Below are 18,513 nucleotides of genomic sequence, written 5' to 3'. Positions count from 1 at the left end.
GGCATCCCTCTTTTTCTTGCTTTCTTGCGCGCGGCCTGTGCCGCTGAAAAATCCGGTTGACGGCGACGGCCGCTTCGTCGTATGCTTTACGGAGACAAAATCTTAGTCACTAAATTATTTGGTAACCTAACAAAGCGGGGAGAAACCCGGAAAAGAGAAAGGAAGGGAGACGATGGAACACAGCAAGGAACAGGGACGGGGAGACACCATGACCCTTTTGGCGCGTACCCGCACGCCACGGCACGGCGAGGCCGTCTCGAGCGCCGAGCCGCGCGTGCGATGGGTGCTGGCCGCCCTGATGCTCGGCATGCTGCTGGCCGCTCTCGATTCGACCATTGTGTCTACGGCCATGCCCCGTATCGTCGCGGAGTTGGGCGGGCTGACGTACTACAGCTGGGTGTTCTCGGCGTACATGTTGACGTCTACGGTGTGTGTCCCGATCTTTGGGAAGTTTTCGGATTTGTACGGTCGACGGCGCATGTACCAGTTGGGGTTGGCGCTGTTTGTGACCGGATCGGCCCTGTGCGGCTTTGCCTCCACCATGATGGAGCTCATCTTGTTCCGCGCGCTGCAGGGCGTGGGCGCGGCGGCGCTGATGCCCGTTGCCCTGACCATCATCGGCGACCTGTTCCCTCCGGACCAGCGCGGGAAGGTCCAGGGGCTGTTTGGCAGCGTGTTTGGGATCGCCAGCATCGCCGGGCCGGCGATCGGCGGGATCCTCACCGATCATTTCTCGTGGCCCTGGGTATTCTGGGTGAACCTTCCGTTGGGCGTGGCGGCGATGGTCGTGATCGCCTACGGGCTTCCGGAAACGAAGGGAGGCCGAAACCAGCCCGTCGACTATCTCGGCGCGGTGCTGCTGATGGGCGGGCTGTCGGCGCTCCTACTCGCGCTCGTGATGGGGGGGACTGAATGGCCGTGGGGCTCGGTCCAGATCGTTTCGCTGTTTGTGGCCAGCGCTGTCCTGTTGGCGTTCTTCGGGTATGTGGAGACGAAAGCCGCGGACCCGCTGCTGCCGCTTTCCCTGTTGGGCAACCGGGTGATTGGCGTTTCGTTGGCGCTCGGCTTTTTGGTTGGCGCGGCGATGTTCGGGGCCATCAGCTACATCCCGCTGTTTGTCCAGGGGGTCATCGGTGTGAGCGCCTCCCTGGCCGGATACGTGTTGACGCCGCTCATGCTGGCGACGATCGTCAGCAGCATCGTCTCCGGGCGCCTGGTGACCAAGGTCACCTACCGGGGGTTTGCCGTGTTCAGCTCGGTGGTCATCGCAGCCGGGTTTCTGCTGCTCGCCACCATGGGGGTTGAGACCCCCTTGTGGGTGGCGATGATGTATATGATCCTTGTCGGGTTGGGCATGGGGCCGTTGAACCCGGTGTTGACCATTGCTGTTCAGAACGCCACGGATGCCACCCAGCGCGGTTTGGCGACGTCGAGTTTGCAGCTCTTCCGCTCTGTCGGGGGTACGGTCGGGGTGACGGTGATGGGCGTCTTTCTCAACCACCAGCTGGAGGCGCAGCTACAGCGCCTCGCTTCCCACGTTCCGCCGGGAATGGCCGATCAGGTCGGACACGTTACCAGTCCGCAAGCGCTCCTTTCGCCTGAGGTGCGCGCGGCGCTACCGGTCGACCTGCTGAAGTTGCTGCAGGATGCCCTCGCGCACGCCTTGGATCGCGTGTTTCTGCTGTCGGCCCTGATCACGGCATTCGTGTTTGCCGTGGGCCTATTGTACGGTCGGGCGAAGGCCGTGGGACAGGCCGCGCTGCGGCGCCGTTAACGGGTTTCCTCCGCAGCGCTGTCCCCTTCGCGGATGGAAAGCCGGCGCACGAGGGACTCATCGGGCGTCACGTAGAGGGTTTTCTGCCGCTCGTAGATCACGAAGCCGGGCTTGGCGCCGGAAGGCTTGCGCACGTGGCGCACCTCCGTGTAGTCGACGGGCACCCGGCTTGAGTGGCGGGCCTTGCTGAAGTAGGCGGCCAGCACGGCCGCTTCCAGCAGTGTCGCCTCGCCGTAGCCGGTGCCGCGAATGATGACGTGGGCGCCGGGGATGTCCTTGGCGTGCAGCCACGTGTCCGTCGGTGCGGCCTGCCGGCGCAACCGCTCGTTCTGGCTGTTGTTTTTGCCGACGAGGATGGTGTACCCTTCTGTGGAGCGGAACATGGCCGGCCTGGATGCGATGGGTTGCGATTTGCGACGCACGCCCTTGTCCGGCTTCAGGTAGCCCTGCTCGATGAGTTCCTCGCGGATTTCCTCGGCGTCGGCCAGCGTGGCGTCTTCCAGTTGCTGGGCAACGGTTTCCAGGTAGCGCAGCTCCGCTTCCGTTTGCGCAAGTTGCGCGGCGGCCGCTTCTGCGGCCCCTTTTGCTTTGTTGTATTTTTTGAAGTAGGCCTGGGCGTTTTCGGCGGCACTCTTGGCGGGATCGAGGGGGATCGTCACCATCGGTAGGCCCTCTTCGTAGTAGTTGGGCAATTGGATTTCGCTGGCCCCCCGCGGGATCTGGTGCAGGTGGGCCGTGAGCAGCTCGCCGAAGAGGCGGAAGCGTTCGGCGTCGCGGGCTTCGGCCAACGCGTCAAGGAGGAGCTGCCGCTTGCGCTCGCCCTTTTTGATCTCGTTTTTCACCACGCGGGCCAGGTCCCCCAGACGCTGCCGGATCGCCTCCCGCTCGGTCCGCTCCCGAAAGACGTCGTCCAGCAGGCGGCTGATCGAGTCGTAAGTGATCGCCTCCCCGGCCATACAGGAGAGCGGAACAGCGGCGAAGGCGTCTTTTCCGGTTTCGGTGCGCACGCGCATGGGACGGTAGCGGTGGGCGCGGACGTCGTCCATGAGACGGGAAAAGGCTTCCCACAGCGCCTCCCGTGTCGGCAGCCCGGCGCGGTGGACGATTTCCCGTGCCAGTAGCGGGCCGATGCCGAGGAAACGGTTGACGAGCTGCTGGTCAAGCTTGCCGGCGTTGAAGTCGAGGGCGGCGAAAAAGGCATCGCGGCTCACTTCGAGCGGGTTGAGCTTGTCCTGCGCCGGTGGGGCGACGTAGGGGCGACCGGGCAGCACCACGCGATACTGGCTGATGGCCGGCGTCACGTGGCGGATGCCGTCGAGGATGGTGCCCGTGGCCGGGTCGATGAGGATGATGTTGCTGTGGCGGCCCATGATTTCCACCACCAGCCGGCGGATGGCCGGGTCGCCCAGCTCGTCGCGGGTCAGTACATCGAGGTGGACGATCCGCTCCAACGCCACCTGGGAGATGGCCTGGATGACGCCCCCTTCGAGGTGCTTGCGCAGAAGCATGCAGAACATGGGCGGTTCCGTCGGATTGGCAAAGGACTGTTCCGTCAGGTGCAGGCGCGGCGCGCTGGGGTTGGCCGACAAGAGGAGGCGCCGGGTGCCGCCGCGAGCGCGCACGGTGAGGACGAGGTCGAAGGGCGTGGGCTGGTGGATCTTGACGATGCGTCCGGTGGTGCAGGCGGCGTCCAGTTCGTGAACAAGGCTGCGAATGACGATGCCGTCGATGGACATGGCAAATCCTCCTTGTTGCCCCATAAACCGCGTCTGTTCCAGTATAGCATAAAGAGGAAGACAGAGCGGCGGCCTGCCGACGGACATTGCCTGGACAAGGAGGAGGGGAAAATGGGGGGCTTCTTCACCACCCTGCTCATGCTGCTGGCCGGAATGTGCCTCAGCGTGCAGGCGGCGATCAACGGCACGTTGGGCAAGAAAATCGGGGCCCTGGAGGGTGCGTTGGTCAACTTTTTTGTCGGCACCCTCGTTCTAATGCTGGCGGTTCTCTTCGCCGGGGGCGGGCAGCTGGGCGACGTGCTGCGGGTCCCGAAGTGGCAGCTTTTGGGTGGCCTCATCGGCGCCGTGTACGTGGCAGCGATGGTGTTTGCCGTGCCGCGGATCGGCGTGGGGGTCGCTGTGATGGCGGTGATCGTCGGCCAACTGGCAATGAGCATGGTCATCGACCACTTCGGCCTGCTTGGCTTGCGGCGGATTCCGTTTAACGGGTACCGGCTCGCCGGGGCCTTGCTCCTTGCGGTGGCCCTGTTTCTCATTTACCGAGGGAGCGGGCGGTAGGCACGGGGATCGGCACGCAGGCGTTTGACAGGCGGATTCGTTGCTCCCTATAATGGTGTTCGATCTTGGCGATGGGCAGGCGAAACGGGATGGACTTTCATAAAATGCACGGCTTGGGGAATGACTTTGTCGTTGTTGCGGCCGACCGCCTTCCCGCCGACCCTCGGGCCCTGGCCCAGGCCGTCTGTGATCGCCATTTCGGCGTCGGGGCCGACGGGCTGGTGTTTGTCCTGCCGTCCGAGCGGGCCGACGTGGCCATGCGCATTTTCAACGCCGACGGCAGCGAGGCAGAGCAATGCGGCAACGCCGTCCGCTGCGTGGGCAAGTTTGCCTTCGAGCAGGGGCTGGCCCGGGGAACGGAGCTGACCGTGGAAACGCGCGCCGGCGTGCAGCGGATCTGGCTGGATGTGGCGGAGGGGCGCGTGTCCGCGGTGAAGGTTGACATGGGCCCGCCGGTGCTGGAGGGGCGGAGGATTCCCATCGCCGTCGACCGCGCGCCGGTGGTGGATCACCCGGTGGTGGTGGAAGGGCGGACCTTTGCCGTGACCGCGGTGTCGATGGGCAATCCCCACGCCGTCATCTTCGTCGACGACGCCCCGGCCTTTCCCGTGAACGAGTGGGGCCCGAAGCTGGAGGCGCACCCGCTCTTTCCCCAGCGCACCAACGTGGAGTTTGTCTCGGTGCGCCGGCCGGACGAGGTGGACATGCGCGTGTGGGAGCGGGGTGTCGGTCCTACGCTGGCCTGCGGCACAGGGGCCTGCGCCACGGTGGTAGCGGGCGTGCTGACCGGTCGAACGACCCGGGCGGTGCGGGTGCACCTGGCCGGCGGGACATTGGACATTGAGTGGGATGAACGAACCGGTCACGTGTTCATGACCGGACCCGCCCAAACCGTTTTTACGGGCACGTGGATGGGAGAAAATGGTATGAACGCAATTCGCCGTTAAGTTTGACTACGACCGTGTTTTCTCGCTCTTTCTCACGATTGCACGCTTCTCCTTGTGCTTCGCGCCCGTTTTGTCTACAATAAGGACGTGGAAGGGATGACCATGATCCGCAGCATGACGGGATACGGGCGCGGTCAAGGGCGCGCCGAGGGTTTTGCCTTTTCCGTTGAAATCCGCACAGTCAACCATCGATTTTGCGAGATCGCCGTGCGCATGCCCCGCGAGTTCCTTTTTGCCGAAGAGGCGATCAAGCGCGCCGTGCAGCGCCATGTGGCGCGCGGCCGTGTCGATGTCTATGTTTCCGTGACGACGGACGGGACGGTTCCGCGCACCGTGTCGGTGGACTGGGGCCTCTTGCACGGTTTCCGTGCCGCCATCGACGCCGTGCGGGACGCCTTGGGGCTTGAGGAGCGGTTGACGCTGCGCGACGTGCTGGCGCTGTCCGACGTGTTCGTCATCGGGGAGAGCGCCCTCGACGGCGAGCGCGTGCTTCCGGCGCTGTTGGCGGCGGTGGATGAGGCCGCGCGCGCCGTGCGGGCAATGCGCGAAGCGGAAGGGGCGCAGCTGGCCGCAGACCTGGAGCGGCGCGTGGCCCGCGTGGAATCGCGGATCGACGCCATTGCGGCGCGGGCGCCGGAAGCGATTGCGAACTACCGCCATCGCTTGGAAAACCGCGTGCGCGAGTTGCTGGCCGATGCTGCAGTGGACGAGGGACGGCTCCTGACCGAAGTGGCCCTCTTTGCGGAACGGACCAACGTGGAAGAGGAGATCACCCGTCTCCGTAGCCACTGCCGGCAGTTTCGCGAGTTGATGAGACGGGACGAGCCGATCGGGCGTCAGCTCGATTTTCTCGTGCAGGAGATGAACCGCGAGATCAACACCATCGGCGCCAAGGCCAACGACTTGGCAATCAGCCAGCTCGTGGTGGACACGAAAAGCGAGCTGGAGAAGATCCGCGAACAGGTACAGAACATCGAGTAAGCGGACGGGGGATTTAGGATGGGCATTCGTTTGGTCAACATCGGATTTGGGAACATCGTTAACGCCAACCGCATCGTCTCGATTGTCAGTCCGGAGTCGGCACCCATCAAGCGCATCATCCAGGAGGCGCGCGACAAGGGGATGCTGATTGACGCCACCTACGGTCGCCGCACCCGGGCGGTGATTATTACCGACAGCGAACATGTGATCCTGTCGGCGGTGCAGCCCGAAACCGTTGCCCAGCGCCTCCTCGGAGGGCAGCAGAACAAGGACGAGGAGGGGGTTGAGTGAACCGCTGACAGAAACGAGGTTGCGAGCGAAGGAACCCGACGGAGAAGGAGAGCGCGACATGAACGCGGAGAAAGGTTTGCTCATTGTCTTGTCTGGCCCTTCGGGCGTTGGCAAGGGAACCGTGTGTGCGGCACTGCGGAAGCTTTGCCCGGATCTCGTCTATTCCGTGTCGGCTACCACTCGCCCGCCCCGCCCCGGGGAACAGGAGGGGGTCAACTATTTTTTTAAGACGAGGGAAGAGTTTGAGCGCATGATCGAGCAGGGTGAGCTGCTCGAGTGGGCGGAGTACGTCGGCAACTATTATGGCACGCCGCGCCGCTTTGTCGAAGAGATGTTGGCGCAAGGAAAGGACGTGCTCCTGGAAATCGAGGTCCAGGGCGCCATGCAGGTGAAACGCCAGTTTCCCGACGGCGTGTTCATTTTCCTGGTGCCGCCGTCGATGGAGGAGTTGCGGCGACGCATCCACGGTCGCGGAACGGAAGGAAGCGGGGCCATCACCGAGCGTTTGGAGACGGCGCGCGCCGAGCTGGCCATGATGGCCGAATACGACTACGTGGTCGTCAACGACAGCGTCGAGCATGCCTGCGAGCGCATTCGGGCCATCGTGACGGCGGAACATTGCCGCCGTGACCGCTTGATGCCACTCTACCAGAAGTTGCTTGCGGAGGGGAACTAGCCGTGCTGTACCCGTCGATTGACAAGCTCATGGAGCGGATCAACAGCAAGTACACGCTGGTGACGGTTGCGGCCAAGCGGGCACGCCAGCTGAAGGAGCGGGAAAAGCCGCTCGTGGAAGAGCCGTATTCGGCGAAACCGGTGGGCGTGGCCCTCGAGGAAATTGAGGCTGGCCGCGTCACCGTCGCCGATGACACCAACGGCGCGTGACAACCTGGTTGGGCAGGTTGTCTTTTTTTGCAAAAGGAGCGGGATACGGTGAAGGGAAAGACGATCCTTCTTGGGGTGACGGGGGGCATTGCGGCGTACAAAGCGGCGGCCCTCACCAGCCGCCTCGTGCAGCGGGGGGCCGACGTCCACGTTGTATTGACAGAAGCGGCCTCGCGCTTTGTCACGCCGCTCACCTTTCAGGCCCTGTCGCGCAACGCGGTGCACACCGACGTTCTGGACGAAAAAGACCCGCATGTCATTGCCCACATCGACCTGGCTGACCGCGCGGACCTCGTCATCGTCGCTCCGGCGACGGCCAATTTTTTGGCCAAGGCGGCCTGCGGGCTGGCCAACGATATGCTGACGGCCGTCCTCTTGGCCACGCGCGCTCCGGTTCTCATTGCCCCGTCGATGAACGTGAACATGTACCATCATCCGGCGGTGCAGGCCAATCTCGCGCGCCTGCGCGCATGGGGGTGGCACATGGTGGAGCCGGGCGATGGGTATTTGGCCTGTGGCTGGACGGGCAAGGGACGCATGGCCGAGCCGGAGGCGATTGTCGCTGCGGCCGAGGCGATCCTGTCGCGCCAGCGCGACCTGGCCGGCCTGCGCATTCTCGTGACGGCGGGAGCGACGCAGGAATCCCTCGACCCGGTGCGGTACCTTACCAACCGTTCGACGGGCAAGATGGGGTACGCCATTGCCGAGGAGGCGGCCCGTCGAGGCGCCGAGGTGGTCCTCGTTACCGGGCCGGTGGCACTGGAGCCGCCCGCGGGCGTGCAGGTGGTGCGCGTGACCACGGCCCAGGAGATGTATGAGGCCGTGCTAGACGCGTATCCGCAGGTCGACGTGGTGATCAAGGCGGCAGCCGTGGCCGACTACCGCCCGAGGACGGTCCACGCGCAGAAATTGAAAAAGGGCGCCGAGACCCTCGTGCTGGAGCTGGAGCGCACGCCGGACATCCTCCAGGCCCTTGGGGAGCGGAAGGCCCACCAGTTTCTCGTGGGGTTTGCCGCCGAGACGGATCGCGTAGCCGAGTATGCCCGGGAGAAGCTGCGGCGCAAAAACCTCGACATGGTCGTGGCCAACGACGTGACGCAGGAGGGAGCCGGCTTCGGGACGGACACGAACATCGTGACCATTTTCGAACGGGATGGAAGGGTCACCGAACTGCCCAAGCTCCCCAAACGCGAGGTGGCCGCACGGCTGCTCACCCTCATCGCCCAGCGCGTGCGGCGCAGCTCATGATCGCCCGTGTCGTCGTCGATGTGCCCGTAGCGGCGGTGGATCGTCCGTTCGACTATACCGTTCCGCCGGCGCTCCATCCCCTGGTGCGCGTCGGCACCCGCGTACTGGTTCCTTTTGGTCCGCGACAGGTAACGGGGATTGTCGTCGATGTGGACGAGGGGCCTGGGGAGCCGGACGGGGTCGGCAAGAGGCTGAAAGCCCTTTCTGCCGTACTGGATCCCGAGCCGCCGCTGACAGAAGAGCTAGTGGCCCTGGGGGAATGGATGGCCGACACCTACCTGTGCCCGCGGAGTGCCGCCTACCAGGCGATGCTTCCGACGGCGCTAAAAGCGCGTGCCGAAAAGCGCCTCCGCCTGCGCGGGGAGCCGCCGCCGCTTCTGGCACCATCGGCTGAGGAAGCGGCCTTCGTGGAGGCCCTCCGACGCAGGGGAGACCTTTCCTTCGATGAGGCCGTGAAGCGCTTTCCCGGCGCGGCCGGCCTCGTGCGGCGGTGGGTGGAGGACGGCATTCTCGACGTGTTCTACACCGCCGTCGACCGCGCGGGTGCGAAGACGGTGACGCGCGTCGTGCCGGCCGTGGACCCAGAGGTGCTCCGACAGGCGCGCGACGCCCTCAATCCGCGGGCGGTGCGCCAGCGCGCCGTACTCGACGCCCTCCTGGCTTCCCCCCACCCGCCGACGCTGGCCGATCTGCTCGCCGCCACGGGAGCGCCGCGCAGTGCGGTGACGACCCTGGCGGAAAGGGGGCTGCTGCGCCTGGTGAAAACAGAGGTCTACCGCGATCCCTACGCGGCGGCGTCATTTGCCCCCTCTCCGCCGCCTCCCCTCACGGCGGAGCAAGAGGCGGCCGTCGGGCGCATCGCCGAAGCCCTGGCCTCCGGACAGCCGCACACGCTGCTCGTGCACGGCGTGACGGGCAGCGGCAAGACGGAAGTCTATCTCCAGGCCATCGCGCGTACGCTGGAAAGCGGGCGGCAGGCCATCGTCCTCGTGCCGGAGATCGCCCTCACCCCGCAGGTGGTGGAGCGCTTCAAGGGGCGCTTCGGCGCGCGGGTGGCCGTGTTGCACAGCCGCCTATCCGTCGGCGAGCGCTACGACGAGTGGCGCAAGATTCGCCGCGGGGAAGTGGACGTGGCCGTGGGGGCCCGCTCGGCCGTGTTTGCCCCCTTTACGCGGTTGGGCCTTCTCGTCATCGATGAAGAGCACGAGACGAGCTACAAGCAGGAAGAACACCCCAAGTACCACGCCCGCGCGGTGGCCCAGTGGCGGGCCGAGCACCACGGCGCCGTCCTCGTGCTGGGGAGTGCCACGCCGTCGCTGGAAAGCTACGCCGCCAGCCGGAGCGGCCGCATCGAGCGCATTGTGCTGACCCAGCGCCCCGGCGGCGGCCGGCTGCCGGCGGTGACGGTGGTGGACATGCGCGAGGAGTTGCGCGCGGGCAACCGCTCCATGTTTAGCCGCGCGCTGCGGGCGGCGATCGAGCGGCGACTGGCCGCCGGGGAGCAGGTGGTGCTCTTTTTGAACCGCCGCGGGTACGCCACCTTTGTCCTCTGCCGTGCCTGCGGGTACGTGGCCCAGTGCCCGCACTGCGACCTGGCCCTTACCTACCATTTGGCCAATCAAACGCTGCGCTGCCACACCTGTGGCCACGCCGAACCGGAGCCGCAACGCTGTCCGAGCTGCGGAAGCCCCCACGTGCGCTACTTTGGCGTGGGGACGCAGCGCGTTGAGGAGGCGCTCGCCCGCACCTTTCCCGGCATCCGCGTCATCCGCATGGATGTCGACACCACGCGGGCCAAGGGGGCCCACGAGGCGCTCCTGGGCCGCTTTCGGCGCGGCGAGGCCGACGTGCTTTTGGGCACGCAGATGATCGCCAAGGGGCTCGATTTTCCCAATGTGACGCTTGTGGGCGTCATTACCGCCGATACCCTGCTGCGTCTGCCCGACTTCCGCGCCGCGGAGCGGACGTTCCAGCTGCTGACCCAAGTGGCCGGGCGGGCCGGGCGGGGCGGGCGGCCGGGCGAGGTGATCGTGCAAACCTATGCCCCGGACCACTACAGCATCCAACTGGCCCAGCGCCACGATTACGTCGCCTTTGCCGAACGGGAGCTGGCGGTGCGGCGCAAGGGGGAGTACCCGCCCTTTTCCCGGTTGATCCTGCTCACCCTGGTCGGGCGAGATGTCCGGGTGGTGCACAGAGCGGCCGGAGAGGTGGCCGCACGCCTTCGCCGGGCCGTGGGCGACGCGGCCCAGGTCTTGGGACCGAGCCCGTCGCCGGTGCTGCGCGTCAACGATAGCTACCGGTTCCAGTGCATGCTAAAATATAAGAATGAGTCTCTGGTAAAGCCAGCCGTCAAAGCGGTGCTGGCGGAAGTGGAGCGCGCGCTGCTTGCGCAGGGCGTCGGGATGTCGGTGGACGTTGACCCGTACGTCCTGTGGTGACGGGCGCGTGAGGGGAGGACTGTGCATGGCTATTCGCATGATCGTGAAGCATCCCGATCCGCTGCTTCGCCAGGTGTCCAAACCGGTCACCAAAATTACCCCCAACGTGCTCAAGCTCCTGGACGACATGGCGGAGACGATGTACGACGCGGACGGGGTAGGGCTGGCCGCCCCCCAAGTGGGCGTGCTCAAGCGCATCATCGTCGTCGACGTGGGCGATGGACTCATCGAACTGATCAATCCGGAAATCGTGGAGACCCGCGGTGAACAGGTGGGGCCGGAAGGGTGTCTCAGCATTCCCGGCCTGTACGGTGAGGTGCGGCGGGCGAAGTACTGCAAGGTGAAGGGCCTCAACCGTCACGGTCAGGAGATCGTCGTGGAAGGGGAAGATCTCTTGGCCCGCGCCCTCCAGCACGAGGTCGACCACCTCAACGGCCGGCTGTTCATCGACATCGCCGAGCGGCTGTACGACAAGGACGAGCTCGCCGAGCGGGACGGCGATACGGCCGACGAGGAGGCGTGAGCCGTGGGCGCGCGCATCGTGTTCATGGGCACACCCGACTTTGCCGTGCCCAGCCTCGAGGGCCTCTTGGCCGCCGGCTACGATGTGGTGGCGGTGGTGACACAGCCCGACCGGCCGAAGGGGCGCAAGCAGATCCTCACGCCGCCGCCGGTGAAGGTGCGGGCGCAGGCGGCAGGCATCCCTGTCTTGCAACCGCAAAAGCTGCGCGATCCGTCCGCCCTCGACGCGGTGCTCGCCTTTCGGCCTGACGTGGTGGTGACAGCAGCCTACGGGCAGATCCTGCCCAAGGCGCTCCTCGAGGCACCCCCGTGGGGCTGCCTGAACGTGCACGCTTCGCTTCTCCCCAAGTACCGCGGCGGGGCGCCGATCCACCGCGCCATCTTGAACGGGGAGACGGAGACGGGCGTGACGATCATGACCATGGTGGAGGCCCTCGACGCCGGCGACATCCTCAGTCAGGTGCGCGTGCCGATCGAGCGCACCGACACGGCCGGCACGCTGCATGACAAGTTGGCCCGCGCGGGGGCCGAGCTGCTCGTGGATACGCTGCCCCGGTGGCTGCGCGGGGAGATCCAGCCAATACCCCAGGACCACGCCCAGGCCACCTACGCCCCCAACCTGACGCGGGATGACGAGCGCATCGACTGGACGGCGTCGGCGGAAGGGGTGTACAACCGCGTGCGCGGGCTCCATCCGCACCCGGGGGCGTACACAACGGTGGCCGGCCAGGTGCTGAAGGTGTGGTGGGGCACGCCCCGGCCCGGTCGCGCCGAGGCGCCGCCGGGGACGGTGGTGGCCGTGGAGGAGCGGGCGGTGGTCGTGGCCACGGGGGACGGTCTCTTTGCCCTGGAAGAAGTGCAGCCGGCCGGTAAGACGCGCATGGCGGTGGAACACTATTTGCGCGGGGCCGGCCGCGGCGTGCTCATGGTCGGTACACGGCTGGGCGCCGAAACAGAATGAGCATTGCCGACCGTACGCCCTGCGTCTGTGCGCCCGGACGCCTGAGATCGACCACGAGATAAGGGACGATGGATGTCATGCAAACGAACCGGCGAGTTCTCACCGCCCGCGAAGCGGCGCTGGACGCCCTTGTGGCTGTGGAAGCCCAGGGGGCCTACAGCAATCTGGCCCTTCACCGCGTGCTTCCGCGGACATCTCCGCGCGACAAGGCGCTGGTCACCGAGCTGGTGTACGGCACGCTCAAGCGGCAAAACACCCTGGACTGGTTCCTCGCCCGGCTGCTCACGCGGCCGCTGGCCGAACTGGCCCTGTGGGTGAAGGTTCTGCTGCGCCTCAGCTTGTATCAGCTGTACTACCTGACCCGCGTCCCCAGCCATGCGGTGGTGTACGAGGCGGTGGAGATCGCCAAGCGGCGCGGGCACAAGGGGATTGCCGCCCTGGTCAACGGCGTGCTGCGCCGCGCGGTGCGTGAAGGAAAGCAGCCGCTTGTTTCACCGGATTTGCCCGCGCTGGCGCGAAAAGCCCTCGAACTGTCTCACCCGGAGGCGCTGATTGCCCGCTGGGAGGACGTGTACGGGCCGGAGGAAACCCGGGCCATGTGCGAGGCGAACAATGCTCCGGCGCCGGTGGCCGTCCGTGTCAATCCCTTGAAGGGCTCGCGTGAGGAGGTGGCTGCACATCTGGCTGCTGAGGGCTGGGCATCGGTTCCGTCGCCCCTCGCGCCGGACGGCTTGCGCATCACCGGTGGACCGGACAACATTGTCCGCTCCGTGAGCTACCGCGCGGGGTATGTGACGGTGCAGGACGAGAGCTCGATGCTGGCGGCCCGCCTCCTTGACCCCTTGCCGGGGGCGCGCGTCCTCGACCTGTGCGCCGCGCCCGGTGGGAAGGCGACGCACCTGGCCGAGCGCATGGGCAACCGGGGCGAAGTGGTGGCCGTCGATGACCACGCCCACAAGATCCCGCTCATCGCCGAGAACGCGGCGCGTCTGGGGCTGACCATCGTGCGCCCGGTGTGCGCCGACGGACGCGAAGCGGGAGAGCGCTGGCCCGAGGCCTTCGACGCCGTGCTGCTCGACGCCCCGTGCAGCGGCTATGGCGTCATCCGCCGTCGTCCCGAAATCAAGTGGCGCAAGACGGACGTCGATGTCGAGGCCCTCGTGCCCCTCCAGCGCGAGCTGCTGGAAGCCGCCGCACGGGCGCTCAAGCCGGGCGGCGTCCTCGTCTACAGCACATGTACCGTTGAGCCGCGCGAAAACGGCGAGCAGATCCGCGCGTTCCTCGCCGACCACCCCGAGATGGAACCGGATCCTTCGGGGGTGGCCGCGCGCCTGGCCGCTGTGGCTGACCGGGTTGACCCCGAGACTGGCAGCGTGCAACTCCTGCCCCACCATTTCGGCAGCGACGGATTCTTTTTGGCCCGCTTGCGAAAACGAGGTGAACGGCGTTGAACCCCCTGATGTACGACTTTCCGTATGATGCGTTGCGCCAGCGCTTGGTGGACATGGGCGAACCGGCTTTCCGCGCCACGCAGCTCTACCAGTGGCTCTATGGCCACCGTGTCACGTCCTTCGAGGCCATGACCAACTTGCCGAAGGCGCTGCGCAGGAAACTGGCCGAGGCCTTCGATCTGGCAGCGTTGCGCGAAGTGACGCGCCAGGTGTCGAAGGACGGGACGGTGAAGTTCCTCTTCGGCCTGCGTGACGGAAACGCCATCGAGACGGTGATCATGCGCCACCGCTACGGCAACAGCGTGTGCGTGACAACGCAGGTAGGATGCCGTATCGGCTGTACGTTCTGCGCGTCAACCATCGGGGGGAAGGTGCGCGATCTCACGGCGGGGGAAATTGTGGCCCAGGTGGTGGAGGCGCAGCGTTTTCTCGACCGCGAAGGGGAGCGGGCCAGCCACGTCGTCGTGATGGGCATCGGCGAGCCCTTCGAAAACTACGAGGCGCTCATGGCCTTTTTATCCATCATCAATCACGACAAGGGGTTGAACATCGGCCAGCGGCACATCACCGTGTCCACGAGCGGAATCGTGCCCCGCATCTACGATTTCGCCGACGCCAAGCTGCAGGTCAAGCTGGCCGTTTCCCTGCACGCGCCGAACGACGAGCTTCGTTCCCGCATCATGCCGATCAACCGCCGCTATCCCCTGTCGGAACTGATGGAGGCGTGCCGCTACTACGTCGATACGACAGGGCGGCGCATTACCTTTGAGTATGCCCTCCTCGGCGGCGTGAATGACCGGCCGGAGCACGCCGAGGAACTGGCCCGGCTGGTGGGCGACCTGCTTTGCCATGTCAACTTGATCCCGGTCAACTACGTCCCGGAGCGCAGGTACGTCCGCACCCCGCGCGACGAGATCTTCCGCTTCCAGCACATCCTGCAGCGCCACGGGATCCCGACAACCGTTCGCCGCGAGCACGGCAGTGACATCGCCGCGGCGTGCGGTCAGTTGCGCGCCCAGCACAACCGGCAGAAACGGCGCGAGACCTTGGTGGAACGGGCGAGGTGACAAGGGGTGATCGACGCCGCGTGGAAGAGCGACATCGGCCAAGTTCGCCGCGTCAACGAAGACCGTGCGGCCTTGGTCGTGGACGAAGGGGGAACGGTGTTGGCGGTGGTGGCGGACGGCATGGGCGGGCATCAGGCGGGTGAGGTGGCCAGCCAGATCGCCGTCGAGACGGTGGTGCGCGAGATGCGTGCATTGCTAAGCGCCTCCCTGGATGAACTCGGGGAGGCGTTGCGCGAAGCGGTGCTGCGCGCCAACGACGCCGTGTTCGCCCATGCGCGAGCCCACCCGGCGTGTGAGGGCATGGGCACGACGGTTGTGGCGGCCATCGCCCGGGTCGAAGGCGGCGTGGTGGCCCATGTCGGCGACAGCCGGGCCTACCAGTTGACTGGTGGTCGCATGGTCTGCCTGACGGAGGACCACTCGCTGGTTAACGAACTGGTCAAGCACGGCCACCTGTCTCCCGAGGAGGCGGAGCATCACCCCCAGCGCCATGTGCTCACCCAGGCGTTGGGCACGGATTCGGGGGTGCGCGTGGACGTGGCGCGCTTCACCTGGCAAGGGGGCGATGCCCTCCTGCTCTGTTCCGACGGCCTCTCCTCGCTGGTGGCCGAAGACGATCTCTCGGCCATTCTGGCTTCCGCGGCGACGGCTTCCGAAGCCGTCGACCGCCTCGTGTCACGGGCCAACGAAGCGGGGGGAGACGACAACATCACGGTCGTGGTGTTGCGCAACAAGGGGGAGAATCGAGGTGAGGCGCGATGATCGGCAAGTGCTTGGGCGGGCGGTACGAGATTCTCTCCCGCTTGGGCGGCGGGGGGATGGCCGTCGTTTATCGGGCCAAAGACCATTTGCTCGGCCGCATCGTGGCCATCAAGGTGCTGCGGGAGCAGGACGACCAGGATGACGACTTCGTCAGCCGCTTTCATCGCGAGGCACGGGCGGTGGCCAGCCTGAGCCACCCCAACGTGGTCAACATTTACGATGTCGGCCAGGACGGCGACATTCACTACCTCGTGATGGAATGTGTGCACGGCGAAACGCTGAAGGAATACATCCAGCGCCGCGGTCCCCTTCCGCCCGAGGAGGTCGTGGCTATCGGTGTGCAGATCTTGTCGGCCCTGGTCCACGCGCACGAAAGCGGTATCGTTCACCGTGACATCAAGCCGCAAAACATCCTTATCGGCAAGTACGGAGAGGTGAAGGTGACTGACTTCGGCATCGCCCGGGCCAAGACGGCCAACACGATCACCCATACCGGGTCGATGATCGGGTCTGTCCACTACCTGTCGCCCGAGCAGGCCCGCGGCGGCATCGCGGATGAAAAGTCCGACCTGTATTCCGTTGGGGTTGTCTTGTATGAGATGTTGACGGGTCAGGTGCCCTTCACCGGGGACTCGCCGATCAGCGTGGCGCTCAAACACCTGCAGGCCGATTTTGTGCCCCCGCGTCGCCTCCGTCCCGAGATCCCGCAGAGCCTGGAGAATGTTGTTCGGCGGGCCCTGGCCAAGGATCCGCGCCACCGGTACGCGTCGGCCGAGGCGATGCTCGAGGACCTGAAGACGGCCTTGTCGCCGGAGCGGCAGAACGAGCCGGTGTGGGAACCGCCGATCGACGAAGAGGACCTGGAGAAAACGAAGGTGCTTCCCGCCGTAGGGGTCGCCGCGGAGGAGGAACCGCGGCCATCGGATGGAACGGCGGGCGAACCGGGGGAACGGGCGGAAAAATCGAAACCGGCGGCAAGCGGCGAGGCGGCAGGGAAGGCCCGAGGACAGCGGCGGGTTGTGCGCCTCCTGGGCTGGGCGTTGGCCGTTTCGCTTGGATTGGTGTTTGGGCTGCTCGGCTTCAACTACGCGATGGGCCTCTTGATCGTGCCCGACGTGACGGTTCCGCGTGTCGAGGGCATGCACGTGGACCTGGCCAAAAAGAAATTGGAAGAGGCCGGTCTTGTCGCCGACGTGGTCTCGCGTCACAGCAACGAAGTGGAGCGGAACCTGGTGATCCGCCAGGAACCGTCGGCCGGCATGGTGGTGAAAAAGGGGCGTACTGTCACCCTCTACGTCAGCCAGGGCCCCGAGAAAGTGGAGATGCCGGACGTGCGCGGGCTTCCGCGCAGCCAGGCCGAACAACTCCTTTCCGCGTTTTTGAGCCGGACGGTTGACGAAGAATACAGCGATGAGGCGCCGCCGGGCCACGTCATTCGCCAGGAACCGGCCCCGGGGGACCGGGTGGTCCCGCAAGAGACCCGCGTACACCTTGTCGTGAGCAAAGGGCGGGAGACGGTCACCATGCCGTCTCTCGCCGGGCTCAGCTTGGCCCAAGCGGAGGACACCCTGCGGAAACACGGGCTCAAGTTGGGCAGCGTGCGGGAAGAGCGCAGCTATTGGCCAAAGGGGACGGTGTTCCGCCAGTACCCGTACAATGCCGGGGACAACGTCCAGCCCGGGGCCTCGGTAGACGTGTGGGTGAGCGGCGGGCTTAAGGACGGTGCTGTGGAAGTGGTGGAAGAGGTACTCGTGTTGCCCCAGGATGGACCGGTCGACGTCACCATCAAAGTACAGGATGCCCGCGGCGTCCCGCTCACCGTGGCGAGTCGTACCGTGTCACGCCCGCAAACCATCGAGGTGCCGCTGATCCTCTCGCCCGATGCGGACGGCGTGATCCAGGTGTACCAGAATGGCAAGCTGGTCCGGCGCCAGACGGTCCGGTACCGTGACGTGGTAGAGAACGGCGGAACCTGAAGCCAAAACGATCGTCGAGGCAGGTGATGCGATGGCAACGGGTCGAATCATCAAGGCCATTGGCGGATTCTATTCTGTAGATGACGGTTCCAAGGTGTGGCAGTGCCGGGCGCGGGGGGTGTTTCGCAAAAAGGGGATCACCCCCCTTGTTGGTGACTGGGTCGAATTTGAGCCCGTTGGTACGGACGAGGGTGTGGTAACGGAAGTGGCCCCGCGCCAGAATTCCCTTGTCCGTCCGCCCATTGCCAACGTGGAACAGGCGGTGCTCGTCTTTTCCCTTCGCGAGCCGGACTTTAGCACGCTGCTCGCCGACAAGTTCCTCGTACACGTAGAACAGGCGGGGCTCGAGGCCCTCATCGTCCTGACCAAGGCCGACTTGGTCGACGACGAGGAGGAAATCGACGCGGTGCGGCGCCTCTATGAGACGCCCGGCTATCCCGTGGTGGCCACGAGCACCGTCACCGGCCGGGGTCTCGAGGAGGTGGCCGCACGTCTCAAGGACCGCGTCAGCGTGCTTGCTGGACAGTCGGGTGCCGGGAAATCGAGCTTGCTCAACGCCCTCGTGCCGGAGCTCAAGTTGCCCACGGGGGCCATCAGCAAAAAGCTTGGCCGCGGGCGGCACACCACCCGCCACGTAGAGCTAATCCGTCTACCGGACGGCGGTTTCGTGGCCGACACGCCGGGGTTCAGCCAGCTCGATTTTGGGGACATTGCGTCAACAGAGCTGGCCGCCTGTTTTCCGGAGATCCGCCGCGCGGCGGAAGGCTGCCGGTTTCGCGGATGCCTGCACGTGCGGGAGCCGGACTGTGCGGTGCGCGCCGCGGCGGACACCGGGGCGATTCCCCCGTCCCGCTATCGCCACTACTTGGCCTTTTTGACCGAGATACGTGAAAGGGAAGCGCGGAGGTACTGA

Annotated in this window: 17 protein-coding genes; 16 read left to right on the top strand and 1 reads right to left on the bottom strand. The window is 65.8% G+C overall.

What is annotated here, in order from left to right:
• The first annotated feature begins 172 nt into the window (after window positions 1–172).
• Window positions 173–1,774, top strand: a complete 1,602-nt coding sequence (locus ACYQ0Z_RS09205; RefSeq protein WP_459867098.1) for an MDR family MFS transporter — start codon at window positions 173–175, stop codon at window positions 1,772–1,774.
• On the opposite strand, the gene ACYQ0Z_RS09200 is transcribed toward ACYQ0Z_RS09205, so the two are convergent.
• A complete protein-coding gene (locus ACYQ0Z_RS09200; RefSeq protein WP_459867095.1) occupies window positions 1,771–3,510 on the bottom strand; it encodes an Rqc2 family fibronectin-binding protein in 1,740 nt (579 codons plus the stop codon). The two genes, ACYQ0Z_RS09205 and ACYQ0Z_RS09200, sit on opposite strands and share 4 nt — an antisense overlap.
• Window positions 3,511–3,621: 111 nt before the next feature.
• On the opposite strand from ACYQ0Z_RS09200, the gene ACYQ0Z_RS09195 reads away from it, so the two are divergent.
• The 15 genes from ACYQ0Z_RS09195 to rsgA all read left to right on the top strand — a co-directional run bounded on the left by ACYQ0Z_RS09195 (window position 3,622) and on the right by rsgA (window position 18,513).
• Window positions 3,622–4,068 carry a DMT family transporter gene (locus ACYQ0Z_RS09195; protein WP_459867092.1) on the top strand — a complete coding sequence of 149 codons (447 nt, stop codon included), beginning with the start codon at window positions 3,622–3,624 and terminating at the stop codon, window positions 4,066–4,068.
• 89 nt (window positions 4,069–4,157) lie between these two features.
• Complete coding sequence (gene dapF / locus ACYQ0Z_RS09190) at window positions 4,158–5,015, top strand: diaminopimelate epimerase (RefSeq protein WP_459867088.1); 858 nt, start codon at window positions 4,158–4,160, stop codon at window positions 5,013–5,015.
• Window positions 5,016–5,111: 96 nt separating this feature from the next.
• Window positions 5,112–5,996 (top strand): YicC/YloC family endoribonuclease, encoded by an 885-nt coding sequence (locus tag ACYQ0Z_RS09185; protein WP_459867085.1) that lies wholly within the window; start codon window positions 5,112–5,114, stop codon window positions 5,994–5,996.
• An 18-nt stretch (window positions 5,997–6,014) separates the two neighbouring features.
• The gene (gene remA, locus ACYQ0Z_RS09180) at window positions 6,015–6,287 is read left to right on the top strand and encodes an extracellular matrix/biofilm regulator RemA (RefSeq protein ID WP_459867082.1); all 273 of its coding nucleotides are present in this window, start codon (window positions 6,015–6,017) and stop codon (window positions 6,285–6,287) included.
• Window positions 6,288–6,345: 58 nt separating this feature from the next.
• A complete protein-coding gene (gene gmk / locus ACYQ0Z_RS09175) occupies window positions 6,346–6,963 on the top strand; it encodes a guanylate kinase (RefSeq protein ID WP_459867079.1) in 618 nt (205 codons plus the stop codon).
• A gap of 2 nt (window positions 6,964–6,965) precedes the next feature.
• Window positions 6,966–7,172, top strand: a complete 207-nt coding sequence (gene rpoZ, locus ACYQ0Z_RS09170; RefSeq protein ID WP_459867076.1) for a DNA-directed RNA polymerase subunit omega — start codon at window positions 6,966–6,968, stop codon at window positions 7,170–7,172.
• A 48-nt stretch (window positions 7,173–7,220) separates the two neighbouring features.
• The gene (gene coaBC, locus ACYQ0Z_RS09165; protein ID WP_459867073.1) at window positions 7,221–8,420 is read left to right on the top strand and encodes a bifunctional phosphopantothenoylcysteine decarboxylase/phosphopantothenate--cysteine ligase CoaBC; all 1,200 of its coding nucleotides are present in this window, start codon (window positions 7,221–7,223) and stop codon (window positions 8,418–8,420) included.
• Complete coding sequence (priA, locus tag ACYQ0Z_RS09160) at window positions 8,417–10,861, top strand: primosomal protein N' (RefSeq protein WP_459867070.1); 2,445 nt, start codon at window positions 8,417–8,419, stop codon at window positions 10,859–10,861. Before coaBC ends, priA begins: the two co-directional genes overlap by 4 nt.
• A 25-nt stretch (window positions 10,862–10,886) precedes the next feature.
• The gene (gene def, locus ACYQ0Z_RS09155) at window positions 10,887–11,384 is read left to right on the top strand and encodes a peptide deformylase (protein WP_459867067.1); all 498 of its coding nucleotides are present in this window, start codon (window positions 10,887–10,889) and stop codon (window positions 11,382–11,384) included.
• A gap of 24 nt (window positions 11,385–11,408) precedes the next feature.
• Window positions 11,409–12,344, top strand: a complete 936-nt coding sequence (gene fmt / locus ACYQ0Z_RS09150) for a methionyl-tRNA formyltransferase (RefSeq protein ID WP_459868847.1) — start codon at window positions 11,409–11,411, stop codon at window positions 12,342–12,344.
• A 68-nt stretch (window positions 12,345–12,412) separates the two neighbouring features.
• The gene (rsmB, locus tag ACYQ0Z_RS09145; RefSeq protein WP_459867064.1) at window positions 12,413–13,795 is read left to right on the top strand and encodes a 16S rRNA (cytosine(967)-C(5))-methyltransferase RsmB; all 1,383 of its coding nucleotides are present in this window, start codon (window positions 12,413–12,415) and stop codon (window positions 13,793–13,795) included.
• An 8-nt stretch (window positions 13,796–13,803) separates the two neighbouring features.
• Window positions 13,804–14,862, top strand: a complete 1,059-nt coding sequence (gene rlmN / locus ACYQ0Z_RS09140) for a dual-specificity RNA methyltransferase RlmN (protein WP_459868844.1) — start codon at window positions 13,804–13,806, stop codon at window positions 14,860–14,862.
• Between the two features lie 6 nt (window positions 14,863–14,868).
• Window positions 14,869–15,624 carry a Stp1/IreP family PP2C-type Ser/Thr phosphatase gene (locus ACYQ0Z_RS09135; protein WP_459867061.1) on the top strand — a complete coding sequence of 252 codons (756 nt, stop codon included), beginning with the start codon at window positions 14,869–14,871 and terminating at the stop codon, window positions 15,622–15,624.
• A complete protein-coding gene (pknB, locus tag ACYQ0Z_RS09130; RefSeq protein WP_459867058.1) occupies window positions 15,621–17,600 on the top strand; it encodes a Stk1 family PASTA domain-containing Ser/Thr kinase in 1,980 nt (659 codons plus the stop codon). The genes ACYQ0Z_RS09135 and pknB overlap by 4 nt, the downstream gene beginning before the upstream one ends.
• 31 nt (window positions 17,601–17,631) lie before the next feature.
• Window positions 17,632–18,513 carry a ribosome small subunit-dependent GTPase A gene (gene rsgA / locus ACYQ0Z_RS09125; protein ID WP_459867055.1) on the top strand — a complete coding sequence of 294 codons (882 nt, stop codon included), beginning with the start codon at window positions 17,632–17,634 and terminating at the stop codon, window positions 18,511–18,513.

Source organism: Calditerricola yamamurae, assembly GCF_054654135.1.
The sequence above is the reverse complement of the archived record's forward strand: the minus strand, read 5'-3'. Positions and strand labels throughout refer to the sequence as shown.